At 32.4% G+C, this 16,690-nt stretch carries 13 protein-coding genes and 6 tRNA genes; 9 read left to right on the top strand and 10 right to left on the bottom strand.

What is annotated here, in order from left to right; translation table 11 throughout:
• The first annotated feature begins 596 nt into the window (after positions 1 to 596).
• The 9 genes from EYR00_RS06570 (at position 597) to EYR00_RS06530 (ending at position 5,669) form a co-directional block, all read left to right on the top strand.
• Complete coding sequence (locus EYR00_RS06570; protein WP_003538056.1) at positions 597 to 2,864, top strand: sensor domain-containing diguanylate cyclase; 2,268 nt, start codon at positions 597 to 599, stop codon at positions 2,862 to 2,864.
• A gap of 442 nt (positions 2,865 to 3,306) precedes the next feature.
• Entirely contained in the window at positions 3,307 to 3,684 is a 378-nt protein-coding gene (locus EYR00_RS06565) for a CvfD/Ygs/GSP13 family RNA-binding post-transcriptional regulator (RefSeq protein ID WP_003538055.1), read from the top strand.
• 1 nt (position 3,685) lies between these two features.
• Entirely contained in the window at positions 3,686 to 4,966 is a 1,281-nt protein-coding gene (locus tag EYR00_RS06560; RefSeq protein WP_003538054.1) for a glucose-6-phosphate isomerase, read from the top strand.
• A 173-nt stretch (positions 4,967 to 5,139) separates the two neighbouring features.
• Positions 5,140 to 5,215: transfer RNA gene (locus EYR00_RS06555), tRNA-Val, on the top strand.
• A 15-nt stretch (positions 5,216 to 5,230) separates the two neighbouring features.
• Positions 5,231 to 5,306, top strand: a tRNA-Thr gene (locus tag EYR00_RS06550).
• A gap of 4 nt (positions 5,307 to 5,310) precedes the next feature.
• Positions 5,311 to 5,393, top strand: a tRNA-Tyr gene (locus tag EYR00_RS06545).
• Between the two features lie 5 nt (positions 5,394 to 5,398).
• Positions 5,399 to 5,474: transfer RNA gene (locus EYR00_RS06540), tRNA-Gln, on the top strand.
• A gap of 8 nt (positions 5,475 to 5,482) precedes the next feature.
• Positions 5,483 to 5,558 (top strand) — tRNA-Lys (locus tag EYR00_RS06535).
• A 37-nt stretch (positions 5,559 to 5,595) separates the two neighbouring features.
• Positions 5,596 to 5,669: transfer RNA gene (locus tag EYR00_RS06530), tRNA-Gly, on the top strand.
• Positions 5,670 to 5,727: 58 nt separating this feature from the next.
• Here EYR00_RS06530 and EYR00_RS06525 read toward each other — a convergent pair.
• The 10 genes from EYR00_RS06525 to sufC form a co-directional block, all read right to left on the bottom strand.
• Positions 5,728 to 6,564, bottom strand: coding sequence for a hypothetical protein (locus EYR00_RS06525; RefSeq protein WP_003538053.1), 837 nt, complete (start codon positions 6,562 to 6,564; stop codon positions 5,728 to 5,730).
• Positions 6,549 to 7,202, bottom strand: coding sequence for a sporulation protein YunB (locus EYR00_RS06520; protein WP_003538052.1), 654 nt, complete (start codon positions 7,200 to 7,202; stop codon positions 6,549 to 6,551). The genes EYR00_RS06525 and EYR00_RS06520 overlap by 16 nt, the downstream gene beginning before the upstream one ends.
• Positions 7,203 to 7,235: 33 nt before the next feature.
• Positions 7,236 to 9,812, bottom strand: a complete 2,577-nt coding sequence (locus EYR00_RS06515) for a cation-translocating P-type ATPase (RefSeq protein ID WP_003538051.1) — start codon at positions 9,810 to 9,812, stop codon at positions 7,236 to 7,238.
• Between the two features lie 111 nt (positions 9,813 to 9,923).
• Complete coding sequence (locus tag EYR00_RS06510) at positions 9,924 to 11,333, bottom strand: lipopolysaccharide biosynthesis protein (protein ID WP_003538050.1); 1,410 nt, start codon at positions 11,331 to 11,333, stop codon at positions 9,924 to 9,926.
• A 43-nt stretch (positions 11,334 to 11,376) separates the two neighbouring features.
• Positions 11,377 to 11,907: a 5-formyltetrahydrofolate cyclo-ligase gene (locus tag EYR00_RS06505; RefSeq protein WP_003538049.1), complete on the bottom strand. Its 531-nt coding sequence runs from the start codon at positions 11,905 to 11,907 to the stop codon at positions 11,377 to 11,379.
• Complete coding sequence (gene sufB, locus EYR00_RS06500; protein ID WP_003538048.1) at positions 11,900 to 13,306, bottom strand: Fe-S cluster assembly protein SufB; 1,407 nt, start codon at positions 13,304 to 13,306, stop codon at positions 11,900 to 11,902. The genes EYR00_RS06505 and sufB overlap by 8 nt, the downstream gene beginning before the upstream one ends.
• Positions 13,307 to 13,316: 10 nt before the next feature.
• Positions 13,317 to 13,745, bottom strand: coding sequence for a Fe-S cluster assembly sulfur transfer protein SufU (gene sufU, locus EYR00_RS06495; RefSeq protein ID WP_003538047.1), 429 nt, complete (start codon positions 13,743 to 13,745; stop codon positions 13,317 to 13,319).
• Positions 13,729 to 14,955: an aminotransferase class V-fold PLP-dependent enzyme gene (locus EYR00_RS06490; RefSeq protein WP_003538045.1), complete on the bottom strand. Its 1,227-nt coding sequence runs from the start codon at positions 14,953 to 14,955 to the stop codon at positions 13,729 to 13,731. The genes sufU and EYR00_RS06490 overlap by 17 nt, the downstream gene beginning before the upstream one ends.
• Positions 14,955 to 15,848, bottom strand: a complete 894-nt coding sequence (locus tag EYR00_RS06485; protein ID WP_003538044.1) for a SufB/SufD family protein — start codon at positions 15,846 to 15,848, stop codon at positions 14,955 to 14,957. The genes EYR00_RS06490 and EYR00_RS06485 overlap by 1 nt, the downstream gene beginning before the upstream one ends.
• A complete protein-coding gene (gene sufC / locus EYR00_RS06480; RefSeq protein ID WP_008791891.1) occupies positions 15,848 to 16,663 on the bottom strand; it encodes a Fe-S cluster assembly ATPase SufC in 816 nt (271 codons plus the stop codon). Before sufC ends, EYR00_RS06485 begins: the two co-directional genes overlap by 1 nt.
• Positions 16,664 to 16,690: the final 27 nt, after the last annotated feature.

Raw genomic sequence — 16,690 nt, 5'->3', positions numbered from 1 at the left:
ATATAATATATCCGGGAAATGAGTATAAGTCCCAAAACTCTCATTTCTCAAACATGCAAAAGGACATGTAACACAGATAAAGAGCCCCACTAAACTGAGGTTCTTTATCTGTCTGACAAATGTTCTAACTACGTACATATATGCTAAAATTACAAAGCTAGACACAATATTTTAATTTAAATATAAGGATTGATTTCTCACTCATAATGAAGTCAATCTTTTTAATTATGTTTTGATTTTTTGTTCTTAATAACAAAAATATCCTTCTATTTCCTACTCTGTTCTAATGATTCATATTCATAAAATATTTCATTCTTCATAAAAAATCCTCTATGACTTAATTACCAAAACAAAACTTTACTATAATACCTTCGCTTCTATCAAATTTTAGTCTCTCTATTAAATCATTATACTATCTGACCACTACCAAAATTAACAAAAATTTATTGTAAAATATTTTTTATTAGATATTTCAATATTACATTTTAACTTCATTAACTATTCAGCAGAACGAAAAGATAGCGTTTTCAAATTACTATGTTATAATAAAAGAATGATATGTGTGATATAAATGTGATATATCAGGAGGGGTGGTTATGATGAACAATAAAAATACTGCAAAGAAAATGTCGATTAATGAAAATGCTATTTTAGAAAAATATTTAAATACTCTGGCAACTCCAATTAGTAAACACAAACCTGATAAAAAACTCTCATTTATATGGGCAAATGATGCTTTTTATAAAATGACCGGGCATGAAAAAAAAGATTTTAAAATGATTTGGCAGGATTTAAAAACATACTACAAACCTTATACAGATGATTTTATTATTCTTGAAAATCAATTAGCAAAGTTGCAAGAGCATCGTGATTTACATCAAGAATGTATAATCCGAATTCCTTTTAGACATGATGAAATAAAATGGATTAAATTATCTATTTCACTTTCTTTCGAAGTAATAACAATTGCATATAACGATATTAGTAATTTAATCAATACACAGAATACACTCATTTCAACTAAAAATGTATATATAGATAACTTTCAATGGATGATGGCAGAAAATGCCGGAAATGTTTATATCAGTGATATTGACACATATGAACTTCTATATTTAAATAAAGTTGCATGTGAAACGCTTGGTACTAGAGCTGAACAAGCAATAGGGAAAAAGTGTTATGAAATCATACAAGGTAGAAGTTCCCCCTGTCCTTTCTGTACAAATAAATATTTAAAAAAAGATCAAACTTATGAATGGGAGTTTTATAACCCTTTATTAAAAAGAAATTTTATTATCAAGGATCGTATGTTGAATTGGCATGGCCACTCTGCTCGTATTGAGCTTTCCCATGACACTTATAGTACTGAATATAAGCTAGCAAAGAAAGATCAAGAACGAGAAGCAATTTTAAAAACCATTTCTGCCGCGATGGTACGTGTTGATGCAAGGGATTATTCTTCAATTCTCTGGTGCAATGATATTTTTCTTAAAATGATTGGTTATACAAAAGAACAATTTAAAAGTGAACGTTATGAGTTAAAAAGCTATATGCATCCTGAGGACTTAAAAAGAGCCAAGCAGATTGTTCATAAATTAAGAAATTCAAAAGAGAGCGTTGTATTCGAGGGACGAGTCTATACCCGTAATAAAGAAGAACGTATCTGGACACTGACATTATGCTACGTAGATGAAAGGGACAGCTGGGATGGTATCCCTTGTTTTTATAGTATGGGTCTAGATATTACAGATGAAAGACAAAAAATAAAGACATTACAGCATAAAGCAGAAAAAGATGCATTAACTGGGATATACAACCGCTCTGAAACCGAAAATCAAATAAAAAACTTTATTATTGAACATCATGACTCTAAGGGAGCACTCTTCATGATTGACACAGATAATTTTAAACAAATCAATGATACATTGGGACATATTGCTGGAGATATGGTATTAGGTGAAATGGCAACGGCTATGAAAAAGAAAGTACGTGATAGTGATGTCGTTGGTAGAATTGGTGGTGACGAGTTTATTATTTTCATGAAAAATATTACTAGCCACTTAGATGCAGAAAAGAAAGCTGAAGAACTACAAAAAACATTTGCCCATCTATTTGACAAAGAGAAAAGTAAGATTCAGGTAACAAGCAGTATTGGTATCGCTTTATATCCAAAAGATGGACATAATTTTTTGGAATTGTATGCAAATGCTGATAAAGCCCTTTACCAAGCCAAAATCCAAGGCAAGAATACATATATCGTATATAATGAAAAATCTTGTAATCAGCAAAGTATTACCGCATATTCTTCACTAGGTGCAACTATCGATTCACAACAATCTTATAGTGAAACATCTGTTTCATTAGCAGATTACGCCTTTCGTATTCTATTTCAAAACAAAGATTTAAAAACAGCTGTTAATCTGATTCTTGAAATTACTGGAAAACGCTATGACGTAAGCCGTGCTTATATTTTCGAAACCATGACAGACAAAGAACATTGCTCCAATACATATGAATGGTGTAATGAAGGGATCACCGCTGTAAAAGAACAACTACAAAATATTTCTTATCATGATATGGATGAATATGAAAGAGTATTCGATGAAAATTCTATCTTCTACTGTCATGATGTCACGTCATTAAGCAAAAAACAAAGACAACTGTTTGAAGCCCAAGGAATTCATTCTACACTACAGTGTGCGTACTATGAGCAGGAAATGATTGCCGGTTTCGTTGGCTTTGATGAATGTACAGGAAAACGAATATGGACAAAAGAAGAGCTTAGAATGCTTACTCTCATATCGCAAATTATATCAATCTTTCTAAAGCATAAAGGATTAAGTGACCAAGTATCAAAATTGTAATCTAGTTATTGTTTTAGACTACTAATAAATAAAATATATCAGTAATTTAAAGATATTTAGAAAATAATCTTATATACACAAATAGGCTGGACAATAATTCCAGCCTATTTATATTCATTAATTCTCTAATCGTCTTTTAAAACTAGTAAAGCCATCTTACTTCTACCAGCAAATCATTCATTTCCTTTTCACATAATTTTAGAATAACTATTCTTCTACTACATTCTTTAAATTGTTATTCCTGGTTCTAGATGGCGTAATACTTTATTCTTAGCTTAAATTTAATTTTAACAACCTTAAAAATGTATTCTTTTACTTAATAAAAAAATATACTAAATTTATTGAATCTATTGCCTTATCAATGATTTTTGTATTATTTATAAAAAATGAAATAATTTTATTTATTTTGTGCTATAATATCCACGCAGGGAGTGATTATTAAATGAGCCAAAAGATTAAACGCGGTGATATCATTGATGTCAAAATTACTGGTATCCAGCCATATGGAGCTTTTGCCAGTTTACCAGATAATTCAACAGGATTAATACATATTTCCGAAATATCTGATAAATTCGTTAAAAGCATCGATAGTTTTGTTAAGGTGGGTGAATCAATCAAAGTAAAAGTTATTGATTTTGATCAGGAAACTAACCATGCTAAACTTAGCTTGAAAGCCATTGATAATCGTTATCGTAGACGCAATAAACGTGTTTACTATAAGAATCCTAGACGATTAATCGTTGAAACGCCTAATGGTTTCAAACCATTAGCTCTTGCCATGGAAAAATGGCTTAAACAAGGAATCACGGAGGAAAGTTAAAATGATTACATTAGATTTATCTAAAGCTAAATTAAGCGAGGATTTAGAATCATACAAGGACAAAGTAAAAGAAATCCATGATATGATTCACAACAAAACTGGAGCTGGTAATGATTTTCTTGGGTGGGTTGAATTACCTGAAAATTATGATAAAGCTGAAGTTGAATTAATTAAAGAAACAGCTGCTAGTCTAAGAGAAAAAACAGATGTGTTACTAGTTTGTGGTATTGGGGGATCTTACTTAGGTGCACGTGCAGCAATTGAAGCAATCAACGGATTATATCCAACTAATGATGTTGAAATCATTTATGTAGGAAATACTTTTTCATCAAATTATATTAAACAAGTAGCTGATTATATTAAAGATAAGGATTTTGCTATCAATGTAATTTCTAAATCAGGTACAACTACAGAAACTTCTATCGCATTTAGAATTTTCAAAGAAATGTGCGAAACTAAATACGGTAAAGTTGGAGCTAAAGAAAGAATCGTTGCTACAACAGATAAGGCTAAAGGTGCATTAAAAACTTTGGCTACTGAAGAGGGATATACGACATTTGTAATTCCTGATGATGTTGGTGGCCGTTATTCAGTTTTAACACCAGTAGGATTATTCCCAATCGCAATGGCTGGAATTGATGTAGATGCAATGTTAAAAGGTGCTAAAGATGCGATGGAAAAATACGGTAATGCTGATCTTGATCAAAATGATGCTTATAAATATGGTGTTGCTCGTCAGATTTTACACAAAGCCGGATATCCTGCTGAAATGTTTGTAACTTACGAATTACAACTAGCTATGGTAGCTGAATGGTGGAAACAACTTTACGGTGAATCAGAAGGTAAAGAAGGTAAAGGTATCTTACCTACTAGTGCTACTTTCTCAACTGATTTACATTCTTTAGGACAATTTATCCAAGAAGGTACAAAAGTTCTTTATGAAACAATCATGCAAATTAAAGAACCAGCTGGAGATATCACTATTCCTAGTGATAAAGATGATTTAGATGGTCTTAATTATTTAGCAGGTAAATCTGTAGACTATGTAAATAAAAAAGCTTGTGAAGGAACTGTTGATGCTCATGTTAATACTGGTAATGTACCTAACATTTTGATTACTTTAGATAAAATGGATGCTTATGGTTTTGGTTACATGGTATATTTCTTTGAAATGTCATGTGCTATGTCTGTATATTTACTTGGTGTTAATCCATTTAATCAACCAGGTGTTGAAGTGTACAAAGCAAATATGTTTAAATTACTTGGTAAACCAGGCTATTAATTATTATGACGATCTTTGATCGTCTTTTCATTTGCATAAATATTTAAAATATGGCCAAAATGTAAAAGAAGTGCTTATTATATTAAACTAATTATAAAAAAATTAATTTATTATAATTTTTTTTATTGACTAATTGAAAAGTAAATGATAATATATTTAGGCACCAAGGCACTGGAGGTTTAGCTCAGTTGGGAGAGCATCTGCCTTACAAGCAGAGGGTCAGCGGTTCGAGCCCGTTAACCTCCACCATTTAAAATAAAATAGGCCGGCTTAGCTCAATTGGTAGAGCAACTGACTTGTAATCAGTAGGTTGAGGGTTCAAGTCCTTTAGCCGGCACCATGATGGAGGAGTAGCGAAGTGGCTAAACGCGGCTGACTGTAACTCAGTTCCTTTGGTTCGGTGGTTCGAATCCGCCCTCCTCCACCATTCATTGGGGTATAGCCAAGCGGTAAGGCAACAGACTTTGACTCTGTCATCTCCCTGGTTCGAATCCAGGTACCCCAGCCATTAATAATGACCCGCTAGCTCAGCTGGTAGAGCATCTGACTTTTAATCAGAGGGTCAGGCGTTCGAATCGCCTGCGGGTCACCATTTAAAAATAGTGCTATCATATTAATGCATTAAAATTGCGGGTGTAGTTCAATGGTAGAACTTCAGCCTTCCAAGCTGACTACGTGGGTTCGATTCCCATCACCCGCTCCATTAGTAAATTGCTCACACTAAGTGTGGGTTTTTTATTTTATTAAAAATTACCTGGCTTTTATAACCAGGCAATTTTGGGTAAACGAGTATATTTATTTAACATTTGCCACGCAATTACTAAAGACGCTTTTTGATTATCTATATTTTGATACATATTCAAAAGTGTTTTTTTTATTTGTGCATCATTACAATCATCATTGATTGCCAGCTGCATAAATTCACTTGGAAACAATAATCGTGAATAGAGATAAATTATTTCATCTACTGTTAGAGCGCTAATCTGAATGTACTGTTCTAACTGTTCAACTGAAATCAAATTATTTTTATAGCTACTGGCTAAATCCTTGACTCTTGAAGCTATGACTAAATTAGCTGGACAGCAAAGCATCTCATAGTTATCGATCATATTAAAGTGTTCTATCCCCGCAACTAGCTTAGTTTCTTTAATTTCATTTAACACGCTAATTGCGGCTTCTCCAAGACCTTGATAGTAATATGACAGCACTACAAAATGTTCAAAATGACTGATTCTTGAAGCATAGTTACCAATCTTGCACTTTGCTTCATCAAGAATTGCACACCAGCTTTCTTTAATTTTTAAAACTTCAACCTGAATATCTAAAGGTCGCAAAGAATATTGTAAAAACATTTCAAAATGATAATCTTCGATTTGATAAGTATACAATATATAGTCCATTGAGATAGGACGATTAAAACAGTTATTAACAACCATGAAACCATTTAGTCCTAATGCATTTACATAGTATGGATAGTCATTAGTAAAATTATTAACCTTGCATAAATAATAAAAATTACCTTGAAAACTAAAGAAATCACTTTCTTGTTCTAGATAGATCTGATAAAAACGTTGTAAAATTTCTAATTCTGATACCAATTAGGCACCTCCCCTTCAATAATTTCCATCACTAATGGATAGTCATAGTCTTTATTAAACTCCTCGTTATAAAATGGTAATAATACCATCATCTTAATTTTAATAACCAATTTCAAAGAAACCATAACATGATTCACACCGTAGCTTTTAACATCTTTTTCGACTGAGCAAGTAATCGCAGATATAGTTTCATATTTAAGTTTTATTTTAGGTCCAACACCTGCTAAGAAAGGATTTTGTGTTAATGCTCCAATGGGAATAGAAGCGATTACCCCACCTTCGTCACTCATCTTTTGAAATCGACGTTGATAAAAAGAATTATCTGTTTTTTTATATGTTCCTTCTTCAATCGCTACAAACAATTCATCTAATTTATTAACCATTTTAGCTCCAATACTTGAAGCATAACTCGTATTAAAATTAATTGTCGCAATTTCATCACCATTACGATTGATCTTGATCAGTTCCTGATGGTCTAATGTAACTGGAAAAGGGGTATTGTTGATTACCATCTGACAAAACCGATTTATTTCTTTGTCTGCAATCTTCTTTAATGCAGGAGTAATATTAACACTAAGAACTTGAATAACAATTGCTAAAATAATGGTAATTACAATAAATATATATCGTTTTTTCATTAAACCACCAATATATTATATTTAGTTTTGTTTCTAATTATACCTCGAAGAAACCATCTTATATATTTGGATAATAATACTTGGAAATGCTGCAGAAACAAAAATTATTGCTAATTGTTTTAGTGATAGTTCACTAATTGAAAAAAGTGAATGAAAATTAGGAGAAATTAGAATCCATGTTAATAATGATACTCCAATTACAAAAGCTCCAACACTATAATAATTTACAGGAATTTTATATAGTGGCAAGTTACTTCGACAGTTAAATCCATGCAATAGTCGCGCCAAACAAAGTGTTCCAAATGCCATTGATGAAGCAGTCAATTCATCACTGCGTAAACCAATAAAATAAGCTAACATTGTGAAAATACAAATTATTATCCCTTCAAAACTCACTTGTAAAATTGTCTCTTTATTAAGTAATGAATCGCCCGATCCCCGTGGCTTTTGCTTTAGAATTTCATCACTCCCCTTTTCCATCCCAATCGCAATGGCCGGTAAAGAGTCTGTAATTAAGTTAATAAATAGTAAATGAACCGGCAAAAAAGGAGTTGGTAAAATTGCAAATGATGTAACTAAAACACAAATTATTGCGGATAAATTCCCAGATAAAAGATAGATAATTGAATTTTTAATATTTGTATATACATTTCGGCCAGTAATGATTGCTTTAACGATAGTTGCAAAGTTATCATCTGTCAGAATCATACTAGCTGCATCCTTAGAAACTTCACTCCCCGTAATTCCCATCGCTACCCCAATATCACTTTGTTTCAAAGCCGGAGCATCATTAACACCATCACCGGTCATTGCAACAATTGCTCCACGTGCTTGCCAAGCTTGAACAATTCTAATTTTATGTTCTGGTGCAACTCGCGCATAAACAGATACATGTGGCAAGTAATTCCGCAATTGCTGATCAGTAAGTTTATCTAACTGAGTTCCCTCTAAACATTTATCACCTTGCTTAAAAATACCAATTTTCTTTGCAATACTGCACGCAGTTACAACATGGTCACCAGTTATCATGATTGGTTTAATCCCTGCTAAAATGCAATCTTTGACCGCCTGAGCGCTTTCAATGCGAGGAGGATCAATTAAAGATACTAGACCAACAAAAACTAAATCATTTTCATCCCTTTTTTCTAATGTATTACGATAAAACTCTTTATACGCAAATCCTAATACACGCTTTCCCTGGCGCGCCAAAGCATCATTTTGTTCCATAATACGCTGCTTATCTTTATTAGTAAAAATTTCTTTATATCCATCTATTAATATTCGATTACATCGTTTTAATAAAACATCTGGGGCTCCTTTAGTGTATAGATGATTCTTTGAAGTAACACTCATCAGCTTTCGTGTGGAATCAAACGGCAATTCCTGTTGACGTTTAGTCTGCAATCGATATGCGTTTTTATAATTATAATCTTGATATAATTCCAGTAAGGCAATCTCTGTTGGATCACCAATACTCTGTGCTTTAGAAATAGTAGCATTATTACATAGAACAAAAGCCTTTAATAAGATATTATGACAATATTCATGATGATTTAAACGATTTGCTTGTATTAACATCCGATTTGTATATATATCGACTGCTGTCATTTTATTTTGGGTTAATGTTCCTGTTTTATCTGAACATATCACTGAAACACAACCAAGGCTTTCCACAGCATTTAAATTTTTAATAATTGCATTTTCTTTAGCCATTTTTTGAGTTGAAATCGACAAAACAATAGTCACAATTGATCCTAATGCCTCAGGAATCGCTGCAACAGCTAATGCTACTGCAATCATCAAAGCATCGAGCAATTGTTCTTTTGCGATAAAGACATCCATAAACAAAACAATAATACAGATTGAAATAATGCCAATTGACAATTTTACTGAAAATTCATCTAACGTCTTTTGTAATGGCGTACGACGCTGTTTAGTTGCATTCAACATCTCAGCAATCTTTCCTAACTGCGTTTTCATTCCAATGTTTGTAACAATATATTGCCCTGTTCCATTTGTAACTAAGCTTCCTGAAAAAACCATATTTGTCATATCTCCAATAGTACATTGATGATTTATTGCAACTAACTGCTTTTCGACACTATTTGACTCACCTGTCAATGCACTTTCATTAACTTGAAGATTATTCGCTTCTTTTAAGCGTCCATCACCAGCAATTACATCTCCAGCCTGGATAAATACCAAATCACCTACTGTCAATTCGTTTGATTTAATTTCAACTAATTTACCTTCACGCAACACCTTTATTTTTGGCATAGATAATTTTTTTAAACTATCCAAAGATTTCTGTGCTTTTACAGTTTGAAATGTTCCTAGCAATGCATTTAAAGTAATTACAACCAAGATGACCAATGTACTTTCAAATTCTCCGCTAATAGCTGAAATAATACCCGCACAAATCAAGATTATTACTAATAAATCTTTAAACTGATCAAATAAGATTCCCCAAACACTTTGACGCTTTTCACCAATAATTTCATTTCTTCCATATCGTGTTTGACGCTTAATTACATCTTTTTGACTTAATCCATTATCACTGACTCCTAGTGCTTGCTGGACCTCTTTAAACGATTTTTGATATGCTTCCATATTATCCTCCTGTAACCCAATTCATTAATATTAACTATACAAAAAAGGACATAAAAAAAATGTTAAAATTTAATTACTTTGCTAAATAATTAAATCTTAACATTATTACTATTAACGTTTCTTTAAAACAGCTTTAAACATTCCAATAAAAATATCACCAGAAATAAAGTATGCGTAGCCAAGCGCAATAACAATATTTAATATCCATAAAATTTTATCTCCCGACCATGCTAAAGACATACTAATTATAAAAATTACGATTGTCAACACTGTTAGACGTTTATTTATTTTTAAACGTACATAGCGCCGATTCAAATCAAAGAACCGATATCCCGCTAAAAATAAATTCGCAGCCAATGTTGAAAGAACAGCTGCCTGTACTCCAATAATATTAATCAAACCTAAATTGATGATAATATTGATTATAGCTGCAATAGTCGTTGTTACCGACATATTTTTAGCACTTTTAACAGCTACATAAATACTTCCAAAAAATTGTGAGAAGCAATAAAAATATGTAGCTAAAATTAAGGTTGGGGTATAATCGAAAGCACTATATAATTCTTTATTACGGCATAAAATTCCAAAGATGATCGGTGATCCAGCCACTAATAAAACTGAACCTGCTGAGACAATGCAAAACAACATCCGAAACATCCTATTATAATACCTGCCACTATCAGGATCATTTACACTCCTTGTTGCCGAATCTGTCCAAGCTAAATTAAAGGCCGGATATAAGATATTAACAATCGAAGGTATTTTATTAGCCAAGGCATAAACTCCATTTGGCCCTGCCCCTAGAAAAATTGAAATAATCCATCGATCAGACAATTGATTAATATACCATGATACCATATTAGGTACAAACGGTAATGCATAGCCAAGCATTTTAAGAGCATATTCGCTACTAAAATATTTAAAATTAAAAAATTTAAAAATATTACATACGCATAGTACATAAATAAAGCCGACTACATCAGCAGCTACTAATGCTATTAAAACCCCAATATACCCTGTCTTTAGCCACAATAAACAAACTGAGACAACAACAAAGTTGACTATTACAACTAACGCCGCCAAAATAGAGTACTCTTTATATTTGGAAAAAGCCCTTAAAACAAACCTAGAAGTTGTTGCAATAATCTCAATCCATATATATCCAATAATCAATAGCTTAAAACTGCCTTCAAACATGCTGATTGGCACAAACAGACAAATAATCGCAGCAATCACCATAAGTCCAAAAATCATTACATATCCGTTAGTAATGACACGCCGTTGTTCTTTTTCACTTTTAGCATCAACAAGAAATCTAAATAGAGCCTGTTCAATTTGCAACGTACATAAAGGTACAATAAATGAAAGAATCGTCGTTGTAACTAAATCTAATTGCCCATACTGCGCATCAGTAGTTGCACTAGTAATAATTGGCGTAGTCAATAAATTAATAATCCGAGGCAGAAAAGTCCCCAACGCCATAATTAACGTATTTTTAACTAATGTTTTCTCTCTTGACATAATTTCACCCTACTTTATATTCCCCATTATAACAAAACCGTGATTATTTTTCATTAATAATCTTTTTAATCGGCAAATCAAATGGTTCTACTGGTAAATTTGCAACTTCTTGGAAACTAAATGCCAAGCCAATTACATTACCACAATAATCACTTAAATAGCGGTCATAATAACCACCGCCATAACCTAATCGATTACCACTTTGATCGTAGCCAACCATTGGTACAATTAGTAAATCAAGATTATCTTTAGTAACAGGATGACTATTATTAGGTTCTAAAATTCCAAAATTACTTGTCTTTAATTCATTGATTGAATTAATTTGATAAAAATCCATCTGTTTACCACTAATTTTTGGAACACAGACAATTTTATTATTAATTATTTCCTTAATCAAACTGATTGTTTCTACTTCATGTCTAAAAGAAACATAGATTCCAATTGCTCTTGCCTCAATAAATTCAGGTTGCTGTTTTAATTTAGAAACAATAAAATTAGATTTAGATGCATAAGTTTCGCTATCTAAATCTAATCTTGCTTGAATCAATTGTTTCCGTAATACTTTTTTATCCAATACCCTGATCCCCAAAATCCAATTTAATTAATTGATTTAGTTCAACAGCATATTCCATTGGTAATTCGCGAGCAAACGGCTCAATGAACCCCATTACAATCATTTCCATTGCTTCTTTTTTTGTTAAACCACGAGACATTAAATAGAAAAGCTGTTCTTCAGAAATTTTTGAGACAGTCGCCTCATGCTCAATAATAGAATCATTATTTCGCATCCAATTAACCGGAACTGTATCACTAGTTGAAATGTCATCTAAAATCAACGTATCACATTCAACCTTGCTTTTTGAATTATAAGCTTTAGCACCATGCTGTACCATTCCCCGGTAATTGACTTTTCCACCGCGGCGAGAAACTGATTTAGAAACAATACTACTTGATGTATTAGGCGCTAAGTGAATCATCTTTGAACCTGAATCCATAATCTGATTCTCACCAGCTACAGCAATAGTAATACAAGAACCTTTTGCTCCCTCTTCCATCAACACACAAGTTGGATACTTCATAGTTACAGCACTACCAATATTTCCATCGACCCATTCCATTGACCCATTTTTAAATACTTTTGCTCGCTGAGTTACTAAATTCAAAATGTTGTTAGACCAGTTTTGAATCGTTGTATAACGGCATTTTGCTCCTTCACCCACAATAATTTCAACAACCCCAGCATGAAGAGAATCACGAGAATAACTTGGTGCAGTACACCCTTCAACATAGTGGATATCCGCTCCTTTATCAACAATGATTAAAGTTCTTTCAAATTGTGCCATTTGCTCAGAATTGATTCTGAAATAAGATTGTAGTGGCTTATCTAATTTCACTCCTGGCGGTACATAAATAAAAGATCCCCCAGACCAAACAGCTCCATTTAAAGCTGAAAATTTATTGTCATTATAAGGAATAACAGTATCAAAATATTTTCTAAATATTTCCGGGTACTCACGTAAACCACTATCGATATCTAGGAAAATAACACCTTTTTCAGTAACTTCCTTTAACATGTTATGATAAACAACTTCTGATTCATACTGAGTACTAACTCCCGATAAATACTTTTGTTCTGCTTCAGGAATACCTAATTTATTAAATGTTTGTTTAATTGTTTCAGGTACTTCTTCCCATTTATTCGTTTGTTTATCACTAGGACGAACGTAATAAGTATATTCATCAAAATCAATACGGTCTAAATTAACGCCCCAAGTTGGCATAGGCTTTTCCATAAAGCAGCGATAAGATTTTAGACGATATTCAAGCATCCATTCTGGTTCATTCTTAATTTTTGATATTTCAGTAACAATTTCTTCATTTATTCCTTTAGGAGTCTTGAAAACTGAAACATCACCATCATTAAAACCATAGGCATATTCCTGATCAGGAATTTCATTTTTTATATCTGCCATATGTTTCCTCCTATTCTTTATCGAGGATCTGTTTGATTCCTGTCCATCCTAAAGTAGCACACTTAATACGATTAGCCTGTTTATGAGTATTCATAAACGCAATTGCTTCTTCCAAAATTTCAGGGTCATAATCCTTTTCATAAATCATATTATTGTAATTTTCAATAATAACATTAGCTTCATCAATTGTTTTACCAATCAATAATTCACTCATAATTGACGTACTAGCAGTACAAATTGCACATGCTTCGCCATCAAAACGGATATCTTTAATAACACCATCTTCAATTAAGGCTTGCACATCAATATCGTCAATACAAGTTTCTGAATCCATATTTACTGACTGATAATTATCATCATCTACTAGTCCATGATTACGTGGATTTTCATAGTGATCCATAATTATTTGTCGTAACATCATACTATCCAAAGAAGGCATCTAAAAAGTCATCTCCTTTCTTACATACCTCAATAAATCTGTCAATTTCTTCAAATGTATTATAGAAATAGAATGATGCTCTAAGAGTTTGACTAACATCTAAAAATTCATCAAGAATCTTAGCACAATGTTGCCCAGCTCTTATTGCAATACCATATGTGTTAAATAGTGAAGCTCCGTCCTGACTAAAAACACCTTTGATATTAAAAGCAATCGCTCCATGACCATTTGGATTATAAACTTCCAAATTATCTAATTCTAACATTTTTTTAACCGCATATTGACGTAATTCTAATTCATAATCACGAATATTGTCCATCCCAATTTCTATTAAATATTCAATTGCGGCACCTAAACCAATGACACCCTCAATATTAGGTGTTCCAGCCTCAAACTTAGCCGGTGCATTTTTTAATTTAATCCTTCCACAGCTCTTATATCGGGCATTGCTTCCACCACCCCAACGAGTTGGTTTTGTTTCTTGTAATAAATCATATTTACCATAAAGAATTCCCACCCCAGTTGGTCCGCACATTTTATGTCCAGAAAAAACTAGAAAATCAATATCTAATGTTTGGACGTCAACCTTTTCATGAGGAATACTTTGCGCACCATCAACACAAACGATAATACCGCGCTCATGAGCAATTTGACAAATTTCTTTAATTGGTCCATCAAATCCAAGAACATTTGAAACTTGAGCTATTGAAATAATTTTTGTTTTATCACTAATTGCTTTTAAAACATTAACAACAGTAAGACGTCCTTCATCATCTAAATCAATATATTTAACCGTACTTCCCACCGTATCACAGACTTCAAACCATGGTAAAGTATTTGAGGCATGCTCAGCAACGGTTAAAAGTATTTCATCACCTTCATCTAGATGCGTCATCCCATAGCCAAATGCTATCATATTTAGCCCGTCTGTTGAACCATATGTATAAACTACTTCTTTTCGATCGCAATTTATTAATTTTGCAACTAAATCACGTGTCTTTTCGAACTGTGTATCAACATCATGCGATAAGTCATAGTCACCACGATGTGCATTACCCGAATAGTTTGTCAAATAATTACATACAGCATCAATTACACACTGAGGCTTTAAAGTTGTAGCGCCATTATCAAAATAAATCAGTGGTTGACCATGCATCGTAGCACCATTTAACATGGGAAAATCCTGACGAATTTTTTCTACATCTAACATTAAATCCCCACCTTTTCTTTTAATGTTTCGTTAAACATCTCTCTTAAATCAGCATTATCTATAAATTCCATGACTGGAATAAAATATCCATAAGTTACTAAATGCATTGCATCTTTTTTACTTAAACCACGAGATTGGAGATAATACAAATGATCCTCATCAATCTTACCGACACTAGCACCATGACTTGCTTTTACATCATATTCATCAATATATAAATATGGATTTGCCTTGGCATTACATTTCTCATCAAAAACAATAATTTTATTTGTTTGATGACTGCTAGATTGATGATTTCCTTGTTTAATTGTTCCAATCCCATCGATAACTAAATTAGATGCATCCTTAACAACACCATAATTATCCATAATCCCGGTTGTATGTGGTGCAAAATGCGTTAACGAAAATGTCATATGCTTCTTTTCCTGTCCTTTAGCTAATGAAGCTAAGCGCACCGTACTATTAGCGTTAAAACCATTCAAAGCATGATTAACATTCATTTCAATACTTGAATCTGATAACTCAACATAAGCGCATCTTACATTACTATCACGCTCAACCGATACATTTTCAGTTACTTCAACAGTCCCGTTGACACTGCTTTGATTATCGTTATATCTTAAAATATTACTATTTTGCAATACTTCAATGTTTTTAACTAAAGATGCTGGAACTTTAAAATCATAAGTCTCAATTAATTCCAGTTGTCCTTTAATCTTTAGGTCAAAACAATATTTTCCTTCTTGATCAATTAGATAAATAATTTGTAATGAGGCAGCATCTTTAACATCGATTTTACCATCATTAATAGCAATTCCTACATTTTCTGGGTGACATTCAATTGTACCATTATGAAATACTAAATAATTTTTAATCTCTTTTAACTGTTTCATTATTTAGCTTTCATTCTTTCTTTATTGGCACAACTTTCAAGTAAAATCGGTTTCTTTTCATCAGTAGCGATTTCAACTCCTAATTCTTTTACCCAGTCATAGCCTTCTTGATCAATTTTTTCTACTACTTCAATTCCACCACTTAAAATAATTTTACCATTAACTAATACATGAACGTGACTTGGTGGCACCAATTCAAACAACCGTTCATAGTGAGAAACCATAATACATCCAAAATCATCTGATTTCATAGCGTTAATTGCTTGTGATACTATTTTTAACGCATCAACGTCCAAACCTGAATCAATTTCATCTAATAGAGCAAACTTAGGTTGTAATAATTTCATTTGTAGAATCTCATTACGTTTCTTTTCTCCACCAGAGAAGCCTTCATTTAGATAACGATGTGCTAAATTCTCATCCATTTTCAAATCAGCAATATTTTTATCCAGTGCTTTTACAAATTTAAATAAAGATACTGGTTTTTCTTGATGTGCATTTAATGCAGCTCTTAAAAAATCTGAAGTTGTAACACCCGGAATTTCTTGAGGATACTGCATTCCTAAAAAGATTCCTGCCCTACTTCTTTCATCAACACTCATTTCTAAAACATTTTGATCATCTATGTAGATACTACCTTGAGTAACTATATATTTAGGATGCCCCATGATAACTGATAATAATGTTGATTTTCCATTACCATTTGGCCCCATAATCGCATGGGTTTCACCAGTATTAACAACAAGATCGATACCTTTTAAGATTTCTTTTTCTCCAATACTGACATGCAAATTTTCTATTTTTAAAGTTGACATAATTAAGCCCCTTTCTATCCTTACTAA

This window comes from Thomasclavelia ramosa DSM 1402 (assembly GCF_014131695.1).
GTDB lineage: Bacteria > Bacillota_I > Bacilli_A > Erysipelotrichales > Coprobacillaceae > Thomasclavelia > Thomasclavelia ramosa.
Note: the sequence above shows the minus strand (reverse complement) of the source record. Positions and strands in the feature narration are given on the sequence as shown.

Excerpts from the sequence above, each read along its gene's own strand:
- EYR00_RS06485 (WP_003538044.1), bottom strand. The coding sequence starts at position 15,848 with ATGAAACAGTTAAAAGAGATTAAAAATTATTTAGTATTTCATAATGGT.
- sufB (WP_003538048.1), bottom strand. The coding sequence starts at position 13,306 with ATGGCAGATATAAAAAATGAAATTCCTGATCAGGAATATGCCTATGGT.
- EYR00_RS06565 (WP_003538055.1), top strand. The coding sequence starts at position 3,307 with ATGAGCCAAAAGATTAAACGCGGTGATATCATTGATGTCAAAATTACT.
- EYR00_RS06520 (WP_003538052.1), bottom strand. The coding sequence starts at position 7,202 with ATGAAAAAACGATATATATTTATTGTAATTACCATTATTTTAGCAATT.
- EYR00_RS06515 (WP_003538051.1), bottom strand. The coding sequence starts at position 9,812 with ATGGAAGCATATCAAAAATCGTTTAAAGAGGTCCAGCAAGCACTAGGA.
- sufU (WP_003538047.1), bottom strand. The coding sequence starts at position 13,745 with ATGCCTTCTTTGGATAGTATGATGTTACGACAAATAATTATGGATCAC.
- sufC (WP_008791891.1), bottom strand. The coding sequence starts at position 16,663 with ATGTCAACTTTAAAAATAGAAAATTTGCATGTCAGTATTGGAGAAAAA.
- EYR00_RS06510 (WP_003538050.1), bottom strand. The coding sequence starts at position 11,333 with ATGTCAAGAGAGAAAACATTAGTTAAAAATACGTTAATTATGGCGTTG.
- EYR00_RS06490 (WP_003538045.1), bottom strand. The coding sequence starts at position 14,955 with ATGTTAGATGTAGAAAAAATTCGTCAGGATTTTCCCATGTTAAATGGT.
- EYR00_RS06570 (WP_003538056.1), top strand. The coding sequence starts at position 597 with ATGATGAACAATAAAAATACTGCAAAGAAAATGTCGATTAATGAAAAT.
- EYR00_RS06560 (WP_003538054.1), top strand. The coding sequence starts at position 3,686 with ATGATTACATTAGATTTATCTAAAGCTAAATTAAGCGAGGATTTAGAA.